The following is a 9,452-nucleotide window of genomic DNA, read 5'->3' as shown; positions in this document are numbered from 1 at the left end:
CCTTGCGTCAGCAGCTCATCGCCAGCACGCGGCTGATTTCGGTGAGCGAGCGTCCCGATTGCTCCATCCAGCCGTTGAACGCGGCTTGCACCGCCTTCAGCGCAGTCTTGGAGGTGGCGGGTTTGTCTATGATGCCTTCGGCGATCAGGCGGGCGGTGACGTCCTGACTGAGGATGAAACTGTCGCTGCCGGCAAAGCGCATGGCGTACTGGCCGGTGTTTCCGCCGAGGCGGGCGCCGCGTTTCTTGAGCATGTCCAGCAGCCCGATGTAATCGGTGGAGGGCCAGCCGCCCAGCACTTGGCCCGCGCCGCCCTCGTCGCGCAGCTCCATCAGGAAGGCGGCGTTGTGGCGGACGGTGGCGAGCTTGGCGCCATTGCGCACGACGCGGGTGTCGCTGAGGATCCGGTCGAACTCGTCCTCGGCCATGAAGGCGCAGGGGCCCGGGTCGAAGCCGTGGAAGACCTCCTCGAACCCGTCCCATTTCGCCTCGATCACTTTCCAGTTGAAGCCTGCCTGGAAGATGCATTTGGTCATGGTCGAGAGCCAGCGGTCCTCGGGCAGTTCCGTCACCTTGGGGTCGGGTCTGGTGAGTTTCTCCTCCAGCGCCGCAGCACCGCCGTGGCGGTCTGCGGAAATGGCGTAGATCTCGTCGAATGTGCGCATGGCAGGGTCCTGTGGCGTCAGGTCAGGTTAGCGGCGCTGGCGCAGCTCGACAATGGATTTGCCGAGACGGAAGGGGGCGGCGAAGCTTACGAGGCAGAGGGCGATGATCTGCAGGACCAGGATATGGGCATTGTCCTGCAGGTATTCCCACTCCTCCTTGAGCTTGGACACATGGGCGATCAGGTCGTCATAGGCGCGGGCGATGATCAGGTAATCGCCGGCGATGGCGGGCACCTTGCGGCGCATGTTGTCCACGGCTTCCTGGGCCGGGGCGTCGAGCGAGGTGAAGACCAGGAACGCCTCGGGATCGAAGGCGCTGGCCTGGGCTTCCATTTCTTTCATTCCGTCTGCTGCGCCGCGGCCGCCGAACAGGAAGCTGAGACCCTGCAGGGGCGCGACCTCATCCGTCACTGCGATGAACAAGGGCAGCTCGGCGTTGCCCGCGGTGGAGGCGGAGAGGAATTCGACCTTTTCGCACAGGACGGCGATGTCGGCGTCATAGGCCGGGTCGCAGAAGCGCAGGCGGAAGCGGGCGGCGTCGCGGTCGAAGGCCGCCGTTGCGGCATAGGCGATGTCGATCTGGCGTTCGAGCTTGGAGCTGTCGGCGGCGTAAATGCCGGAGATGACGGCGACCAGCGCGCCGAAGCCGCCGAGGACCACCCACACGAGGTCCGCCAGTTTCCAGGCGCGGTGGCCTGCGGGTTTGCGGAACAGGAAGGCGGTGCCGATCAGCCCTGCGAAGAAGAACATGAGGAGCAGGGGCAGCTGGTTGTCCGCGATGAAGGCCATGCCCGGTCTCCTGGCTGGGTGTGATGGCCTAACCATAGGAAGAGGCAGGGGTTTCAGGCAACCGCCCTCACGAAGCTGTCACCGCGCAGGGCTGCGGCCCGGCGGGAGGGTGTCTCCGTCCGGGGCGGCTGGCTGTGCGGGGCGGGTGCCCTTTGTCTCGTGCGGCCGGTGGTCAGCGGCCGGGGTAGAGGAGGCGGCGCCGCCAGAGGGCGGAGGGCCGGGCAGGGGGTCGCAAGCCCCCATGTCCGCTCGAAAGCTCTCATCTGCGGAAAACCCCTGCACCCAATGAAGGAGGTGGTCTTGGGGGTTCCGTATCTCCTGGCGGTGCGGGGTGTCAGACCGCACCATGTGTCGCGACGCAGGTGAGTATGGCAGAGCCGGGTTAAGGCGCGGCAAGCGGGGCGTGCGGTGGTTTGCGGCGTGAGGCAACGGGGAAGCCGTTTTGACCGAACCGCTTGCGGCCTGGTCTGCGCCGGTCTGCCTTTCGAACTGAAGGACTGGAGGTTTGTCTCCGGCAAAACGGACAGGCGTCTGCGCGCCGTCCCAAGGTCAGGCCCGGGCCTTGTGCCGCGGCACACTCGCAGCGGGCGTTATTTTGCCGCTTCCCGCGCCACTGCAGCGATGGCCGCCCGCACATCCGTCTCGCGGCTTCGGTGGTTGGTGATCGCGGCGCGCAGCATCACCCTGCCGTCTGCCCGGGTGGTCGAGAATACCGCCTCGCCGCTTTCCTGCAGGGTCTGGGCGATGCGGGCGTTCACCTGCGACTGCGCCTCCGGCGGCAGATCGCTGCGCGCGGTGAACACGCAGACATTCGACACCACCGGCGCCCCCAATGCCATCAAGGGCTGCGCCTCCACCTCTGCCGCCATAAACGCCGCCAGTTCGCAATTGCCGGTGATCGCCTCGGAAAAGGCTGCTTCGCCATATGTTTCCAGCGCCGTCCAGACCTTTAGCGCCCGGTTGCCGCGGCTGAGATCAATGCCGTAGTCGCAGAACCAAGGCTCGCCGCCCGCCAGCCCGCGCTCGGCCCCTTCCAGATAGGCGGGCCGCGCCGCGAAGGCCGCCCGGTGCTCGTCTTCGTTGCGCAAAAGCGCCATGCCGCAGTCATAGCCCACATACATCCACTTGTGGAAATCCAGCGCAATGCTGTCGGCCCGCCCGATCCCGTCGCTGAGCGACCGGTACGGCTGCTCCGCGATCCGCGTCCAGGCGCCGAAGGCCCCGTCCACATGCAGCCACAAGCCCAGCTCCGCCGCGGCATCCGCCAGCGCGTTCAGATCGTCAAACAGCCCAAGGTCCACCGTGCCGGCATTGCCCACCACCAGAAAGGGCTTCTCCCCGGCGGCCTTGTCGCTTGCAACCATCGCCGCCAAAGCAGCGCAGTCCATTTGACCGTCCTTCAGCGGCACCTTGCGCAGGTTGTCCGAGCCGATGCCCAAAAGCTCCACCGCCTTCAGCGTTGCATTATGGACGCCGTCCCCGGCGTAGGCGGTCAGCCGCACAGCGCCTTGGCCCTGCTTGCGCAGGTTTTTCAGCACCCTGAGCCGCGCCGCCTGAAAGGCAATCACCGTCGCCTGCGAGGTGCCGGTCACCAGGAGCCCGCTGGCGCCCTCCGGCATCCCCATCTTGCGGCGTGTCCAGTCAACCACTGCGCGCTCCATGTAGTTGGCGCCGTGATCGCGCCCGCCCATGTTGGCGTTGACGGCCGCCGCCGCCAGAGAGCTGATCAGGTCCGAGGCCAGACCCGAGCCCTGCACCCAGCCCCAAAACCGCGGATGGGTGTTGCCGCCGTGATAGGGCAGCACGTCGCGGATGATCCTGTTCACGGTCTCTTGCGGCCCTCGTGCCTCTGCCGTCACCGCATAGCGCGCATCGATGTCGTCCGGCACCGGCTGCCAGGGACGCTCCGCAGCCTGCTGCATCTGGTCGAGCGCGGCGTCCAGCATCCGCTGCGCCTCAGCCCGGAACGCCGCCCAGTCCTGCGTCTTGATTCCCTTCTCAGCCACCCGCGCGCCCTCCTTCTGCCCTTAGCTGGCAGAGGTGTAGCCCGCAGCCCCTTGCGCCGCACGGAAAATATCGACGCACTCGGGTTACCGAATGAGCTTTTCGAAAAATGCGAAACTCACTTCTTGAGCGAGGAACACGCTTAGCCGGACATGGTGGAGCAGCAAGCGACAGCCACGCGGAGAGTTCAGAATCTCTTCCCGCTCAGAACTTCCGAATAGTTTCTCTTGCGTTTCTTGTCCCCGAAGACCTGATAGAAGCTTTTTCCATCAATCTTCTCGAACCCGATGCACTCAGCCGCGCCGAACATTTTCAGCTCATAGCAGATGCGGCCTCGGGATCTCAGCTTGTATGTCGTGGTCTCGGTCTTGCCTTTCCATATGACGTCCATTGTCCGGCCGTCTCTGACAAACATCGCGCCTTCGTTGCTAGCTCCCAACGGATAAGTGTTGCCGACCAGCAGCTTCCTCACTTCCTTCTTTGTAAACGACGGTCCGGCCGCAGCTGGCAGTGCCAGAGAAACTGCAACCAGAAATACAGAAATTGCCCGTGCTAACTGCATGGCTCCCTCCCACTTGTTACCGGTAAAAGATGAATGGTTAACAGTTGCCATCATACCACAGTTGCACTTCTGATTCAAAAGAAGCAGCCCTGCGGTTGACCGCCAGCCTGTCCCAAGAGCCTTATCCACAGCCCCTTGCGGCCCTCTTCCACCCGGCCCCAACACCTGCCATAATGGCCGCCAATCAACACCAAGGAAGAGCAGTTCCCGCACATGGCCGACGACCTTCTCAGCACGCCTGCAGCCGATACCTATGACGCGTCCTCGATCGAGGTTCTGGAAGGCCTCGAACCGGTCCGCCAGCGCCCCGGCATGTATATCGGCGGCACCGATGAGCGCGCGCTGCACCATATGGTGGCCGAGATCCTCGACAACTCGATGGACGAGGCGGTTGCGGGCCATGCCAACCGGATCGAGGTGACGCTGCACGCCGATTACGCCGTCACCATTTCCGACAACGGCCGCGGCATCCCGATCGACCCGCACCCCAAGTTCCCGGACAAATCGGCGCTGGAGGTGATCCTGTGCACCCTGCACGCGGGCGGCAAGTTCTCGGGCAAGGCCTATCAGACCTCCGGCGGCCTGCATGGCGTCGGCTCCTCGGTTGTGAACGCGCTGTCGGATTCCATGGTGGTGCAAGTGGCCAAGAACAAGGAACTGTTCGAACAGCGCTTTTCCCGCGGTCTGCCGTTGGGTCCGGTCGAGAAGGTCGGTGCCGCCCCCAACAAGCGCGGCACCTTCGTGACCTTCCACGCCGACGAGGAAATCTTCGGCCACCACCGCTTCAAGCCCAAGCGGCTGTTCACCCTGGTGCGCTCCAAGGCCTATCTGTTCTCCGGCGTCGAAATCCGCTGGAAGTCCGAAATCGACGACGGGGAGACGCCGCAAGAGGCCACCTTCCACTTCCCCGGGGGCCTGCGCGACTACCTGACCGAAGTGCTGGGCAAGTCCTCCGTCTACGCAGACGTGCCCTTTGCGGGCAAGGTGGAGTTCCGCGAGAAGTTCGGCGAGCCGGGCTATGTGGAGTGGGCGATCAACTGGACGCCGTCGCGCGACGGTTTCACCCAGTCCTACTGTAACACCGTTCCCACGCCCGAGGGCGGCACCCATGTGGCGGGTTTCTGGTCCGCCATCCTTAAGGGCATCAAGGCCTATGGCGAGCTGGTCAGCAACAAGAAGGCCGCCCAGATCACCCGCGACGACCTGATGGCGGGCGGCTGCGCGCTGGTCAGCTGCTTCATCGCCGACCCGGCCTTTGTCGGCCAGACCAAGGACCGCCTGTCGACTGAATCTGCCAACAAGATGGTGGAAAACTCGGTCCGCGACCATTTCGACAACTGGCTGGCCGCCGACACAAAGTCAGCCGGCGCCATCCTCGACTTCCTGATCCTGCGCGCCGAGGAACGCCTGCGCCGCAAGCAGGAGAAAGAGACCCAGCGCAAGTCCGCCACCAAGAAGCTGCGCCTGCCCGGCAAGCTCACGGACTGCACCGCCAAGAACCGCGCGGGCACCGAGCTGTTCATCGTCGAGGGCGACTCGGCGGGCGGCTCCGGCAAGGGCGCGCGCAACCGCGAAAACCAGGCACTGCTGCCCTTGAAGGGCAAGATCCTGAACGTGCTGGGCGCCGCCTCCAACAAGCTCGGCTCAAACGCCGAGATCAACGACCTCTGCGAAGCGCTGGGTGTCGGCCTCGGCACCAAGTTCAACCTTGATGACTTGCGCTATGACAAGATCATCATCATGACCGATGCGGACGTCGACGGCGCCCATATCGCGTCGCTGCTGATGACCTTCTTCTTCACCCAGATGCGCCCGCTGATCGACGGCGGCCACCTGTATCTGGCCTGCCCGCCGCTGTTCCGCCTGACGCAAGGCGCGCGGCGTGTTTACTGCCTGGACGAGGCCGAGCGCGACCACTGGCTGGAGAAGGGCCTGGGCGGCAAGGGCAAGATTGATGTGAGCCGCTTTAAGGGTCTTGGCGAAATGGACGCCAAGGACCTGAAGGAGACCACGATGGATCCCAAGACCCGGAAATTGATCCGGGTGACGATCGACGAGGACGAGCCCGGCGAGACCGGCGACCTGGTCGAGCGCCTGATGGGGAAAAAGCCGGAGCTTCGCTTCCAGTACATCCAGGAAAACGCGAAGTTCGTGGAGGAGTTGGATGTTTGAGGCTATTTAAGGCCGACTATAGCTAGCAACTCGTTTTCAGTCACGAAGTCGGGACGGCCATGGCTGTCCCGAAGGCTCATAGCCTTAATGATTTTTGTTCCTTTATGTGTATGCACCCAGTCACGCGAAGCTTCTTCGGCAATCACGATGTAGTCGACTTTCTTGGAAACAGATTTCGCTGTTTCTATGCCCAACTCGTGCAGCCGTTCTTCGATAAGTCTGCGAGGAGAAATTGAGAATGCTCCAGTGAGGACAATTCTCTTTCCTTCAAGCTCGGCAGGGTCGCTTCCGATTGAGACTGTGGAAAACTCCGGCGTCCCACCAAGTGAGGAAATCCCAGTGTCACAAAAGGCGTCTCCGACAAGCCGGGTAATCGCTGCACAGATTTCAGCAGATTCCAGTGTTTCGATAACGCCATCATCCAGCGCCTCTCTGCAGAGATTGACGACATTACGTGCAAACGGGTCTTCCAGGACAGCTGCGTTTCCCTCTCCGAGCTTGACTAGTGCAGTTGCCTCTTTCTTAGTTATGATGTCGTCGCAGGCAATTGCCGCAACAAATCCCAGAAATCTGTTCACGCTCGACTTTGGGCATGAAACGTCAATTTCGCTGGCGCGATATTCTGCGATACCTACTAGACTATCGTGATCTAAGAGATCCGCACGAAAGTCTTCAAGTATTTCGAGTGCGTCGGCCTCACCCAAGTTTTCAACGAACTCCGCGCATTGGGTAAGTAACGGCTCCACTTCGCCTACTTCGATGTTTCCGCTTGCGGCGATTCCCTCAAGAAATCCGGTAAAGTAACAGAAGAACTTTTTGTCGTTCGTTTCTCTATGAATAGTGGCCAACGCAGTACCGCCTGGTTCCAATGACGCCATGGGAAATTCCTTCTGTGGGATATTCAATTGTTAAAGCATCCGAATGTCCTCGCACAAGCCAAAGAGGAGCAAATTCGACGCTATCTACCATGAGGGCAGTGGAATGTTCCCACCCCACAAGGCCCGCGCCTGACCTTGGGAGGGCGCGAAGGCGCCTTCCCGGGGGGAAGGTCAGGCGCGGGCCGTGCCGCTGTGCGCCACGCCCCAGAGGGGGCACAGCGCCACCGTCACTTTCCAAGGCACTGGCACCAGCGAAGGGCTCCGCCTGTTCCCGGCTCAAACAGTCCCCCGGACTGTTTGTCCCTGCGGGAACCGGCGTGAACTCCCGGGGGGAAGGTCAGGCGCGGGCCGTGCCGCTGCGCGCCACGTCCCAGAGGGACACACCGCCACCGTCACCTTCCAAGGCACCGGCAGCAGCGAGGGGCTCCGCCCGTCCCCGCCTCAAACAGTCCCCCGGACTGTTTGTCCCTGCGGGAACCGGCGTGAACTCCCCGGAGGCAAGGTCAGGCGCGGGCCGTGCGGCTGGCGCCTCACGTCCCAAGGGGGCAGGCGTCTGACGTTCCGTTTTGTCTTCCACTGATGCGTGCAGCCGCTACTCTTCCGCCCGAACAGTCAGGGAGAGACGCATGGCCTGGATCAGAACCGTTCCGTTCGAGGACGCCGCCGGCAAGCTGAAGAAGCTTTATGAGCGGGTCACCGGGCCGGGGAACAATGTCGACAACATCATGATGGTGCACTCGCTGCGGCCGCATTCGATGGAAGGCCATATGGCGCTTTACAAGAATGTGCTGCACCACACGGGCAACACGGTGCCGAAGTGGTTCCTGGAGGTGCTGGGGGTCTGGGTCTCAAGCCTCAATGACTGCGCCTATTGCGTGGAGCATCATTTCGCCGGGCTGCAGCGGCTTTTGGGGGATGAGGCGCGGGGGCGGGCGATCCGGGCGGCGATCGAGGCGCGTGATCCGGGCGCGGCGCCGCTGAAGCCGGGGCAGGCGCAGGCGATGGTGTATGCGCGGCGGCTGACGGAGGACCCCGCCAGCGTGACCGCGGCGGATATCGAGGCCTTGCGGGACGCAGGATTTGACGACGGGGAGATCCTGGAGATCAACCAGGTGACCGCCTATTTCGCCTATGCCAACCGGACGGTGCTGGGGCTGGGATGCTCCACCAAGGGCGATGTGCTGGGCCTGAGCCCGAACAATTCGCAGAACCCGGATGATTGGGGGCACACGTAAGGGGCGCTGCCCCTCGGCCTTGGCGGGCCTCACCCCGGGATATTTTCAGCCAGATGAAGAGGATCAAGCGGCCTGGCGTCCGCTTTTAGGTGTGCAAACCGCTCATCTTTTGATGCAGGTCAGGGCGGGGCGGCGGCGGCGGCAGTATGGTTGCGGCGCAGATTCAAAGAAGGAGCTTTTTATGGACGCCGCAGCACAGAACATTGTGAACAGCGCCGCAGGGACAGTTCAGGCACCGGAGCCGGAGGTGCCCCCCGCCGTACCGCGGGCGCCAACTGCAGAGGATATCCGGCGGGCCTTTGAGAGCGGCAAGTATCCGTATCCGCGCAAGATGGTTCGCAAGGAGTACGAGGCGGAAAAGGCGCGGCTGCAGGCGGAACTGCTGAAAGTTCAGCTGTGGGCGCAGGAGACCGGCGAGAAATTCGTGATGCTGTTCGAGGGCCGCGATGCGGCGGGCAAGGGCGGCACCATCAAGCGGTTCACGGAGCACCTGAACCCGCGCTCGGCCCGGGTGGTTGCCCTGAACAAGCCTTCGGACGAGGAGCGCGGGCAGTGGTATTTCCAGCGCTACGTGCGGCATCTGCCGACCAGCGGTGAGATCGTGTTCTATGACCGTTCCTGGTACAACCGCGCAGGCGTCGAGCGGGTGATGAGTTTCTGCGAGCCGAACGAATACCTGGAGTTCATGCGCCAGGCGCCGGAGTTTGAGCGGATGCTGGTGCGGTCGGGCATCCGGCTCTACAAATACTGGTTCTCGGTCACCCAGGAAGAGCAGAAACGCCGCTTCGACTCGCGCGAGACCGACCCCCTGAAGCAGTGGAAGCTGTCGCCGATCGACAAGGCGTCCCTGGGTAAATGGGATGATTACACCGAGGCCAAGGAGGCGATGTTCTTTTACACCGATACGGCGGATGCGCCCTGGACGGTGATCAAGTCCAACTGCAAGAAACGGGCGCGGATCAACTGCATGCGGCACTTCCTGGCCTCGCTGGATTATCCCGGCAAGGACCCTGAGATTGTGCAGGAGCCGGATCCGCTGATCGTCGGGCAGGCGCATCATGTGATCCATCAGTCCGATCACATTCTGGGCAAAGCCTTGCATCCGGGCACACGGGCGCGCTGAAGCCCGCCTGCGGCGCAGCCCTGCG

8 protein-coding genes are annotated in these 9,452 nt (G+C 62.9%); 3 read left to right on the top strand and 5 right to left on the bottom strand.

Going from position 1 to position 9,452, the window contains the following annotated elements:
• Positions 1–7: 7 nt before the first annotated feature.
• From AC4HIX_RS07695 to AC4HIX_RS07680, 4 genes are all read right to left on the bottom strand, one after another.
• Positions 8–664 carry a DNA-3-methyladenine glycosylase I gene (locus AC4HIX_RS07695; RefSeq protein WP_490398540.1) on the bottom strand — a complete coding sequence of 219 codons (657 nt, stop codon included), beginning with the start codon at positions 662–664 and terminating at the stop codon, positions 8–10.
• Between the two features lie 27 nt (positions 665–691).
• Positions 692–1,453, bottom strand: coding sequence for a hypothetical protein (locus AC4HIX_RS07690; RefSeq protein WP_490398539.1), 762 nt, complete (start codon positions 1,451–1,453; stop codon positions 692–694).
• 590 nt (positions 1,454–2,043) lie between these two features.
• Complete coding sequence (locus AC4HIX_RS07685; protein ID WP_490398538.1) at positions 2,044–3,459, bottom strand: pyridoxal phosphate-dependent decarboxylase family protein; 1,416 nt, start codon at positions 3,457–3,459, stop codon at positions 2,044–2,046.
• A 185-nt stretch (positions 3,460–3,644) separates the two neighbouring features.
• A complete protein-coding gene (locus AC4HIX_RS07680; protein ID WP_490398537.1) occupies positions 3,645–4,019 on the bottom strand; it encodes a hypothetical protein in 375 nt (124 codons plus the stop codon).
• 213 nt (positions 4,020–4,232) lie between these two features.
• Between AC4HIX_RS07680 and parE the strand changes: the two genes are divergently transcribed.
• Positions 4,233–6,191: a DNA topoisomerase IV subunit B gene (gene parE, locus AC4HIX_RS07675; protein ID WP_490398536.1), complete on the top strand. Its 1,959-nt coding sequence runs from the start codon at positions 4,233–4,235 to the stop codon at positions 6,189–6,191.
• Between the two features lie 2 nt (positions 6,192–6,193).
• Here the strand turns inward: parE and AC4HIX_RS07670 are convergent, their stop codons facing one another.
• Positions 6,194–7,069 (bottom strand): BRCT domain-containing protein, encoded by an 876-nt coding sequence (locus AC4HIX_RS07670; RefSeq protein WP_490398535.1) that lies wholly within the window; start codon positions 7,067–7,069, stop codon positions 6,194–6,196.
• Positions 7,070–7,695: 626 nt separating this feature from the next.
• On the opposite strand from AC4HIX_RS07670, the gene AC4HIX_RS07665 reads away from it, so the two are divergent.
• Both AC4HIX_RS07665 and ppk2 read left to right on the top strand, forming a co-directional pair.
• On the top strand, positions 7,696–8,304 hold the full coding sequence (locus tag AC4HIX_RS07665; RefSeq protein ID WP_490398534.1) for a carboxymuconolactone decarboxylase family protein: 609 nt from the start codon (positions 7,696–7,698) through the stop codon (positions 8,302–8,304).
• Positions 8,305–8,485: 181 nt separating this feature from the next.
• Positions 8,486–9,427, top strand: coding sequence for a polyphosphate kinase 2 (gene ppk2, locus AC4HIX_RS07660; protein ID WP_475051080.1), 942 nt, complete (start codon positions 8,486–8,488; stop codon positions 9,425–9,427).
• Positions 9,428–9,452: the final 25 nt, after the last annotated feature.

The organism is Leisingera sp., assembly GCF_982940295.1.
Note: the sequence above shows the minus strand (reverse complement) of the source record. Positions and strands in the feature narration are given on the sequence as shown.

Bases quoted from the DNA above. Each gene is read 5' to 3' on its own strand.
- AC4HIX_RS07695 (WP_490398540.1), bottom strand. From the start codon at position 664: ATGCGCACATTCGACGAGATCTACGCCATTTCCGCAGACCGCCACGGC.
- AC4HIX_RS07690 (WP_490398539.1), bottom strand. From the start codon at position 1,453: ATGGCCTTCATCGCGGACAACCAGCTGCCCCTGCTCCTCATGTTCTTC.
- AC4HIX_RS07680 (WP_490398537.1), bottom strand. From the start codon at position 4,019: ATGCAGTTAGCACGGGCAATTTCTGTATTTCTGGTTGCAGTTTCTCTG.
- parE (WP_490398536.1), top strand. From the start codon at position 4,233: ATGGCCGACGACCTTCTCAGCACGCCTGCAGCCGATACCTATGACGCG.
- AC4HIX_RS07670 (WP_490398535.1), bottom strand. From the start codon at position 7,069: ATGGCGTCATTGGAACCAGGCGGTACTGCGTTGGCCACTATTCATAGA.
- AC4HIX_RS07665 (WP_490398534.1), top strand. From the start codon at position 7,696: ATGGCCTGGATCAGAACCGTTCCGTTCGAGGACGCCGCCGGCAAGCTG.
- ppk2 (WP_475051080.1), top strand. From the start codon at position 8,486: ATGGACGCCGCAGCACAGAACATTGTGAACAGCGCCGCAGGGACAGTT.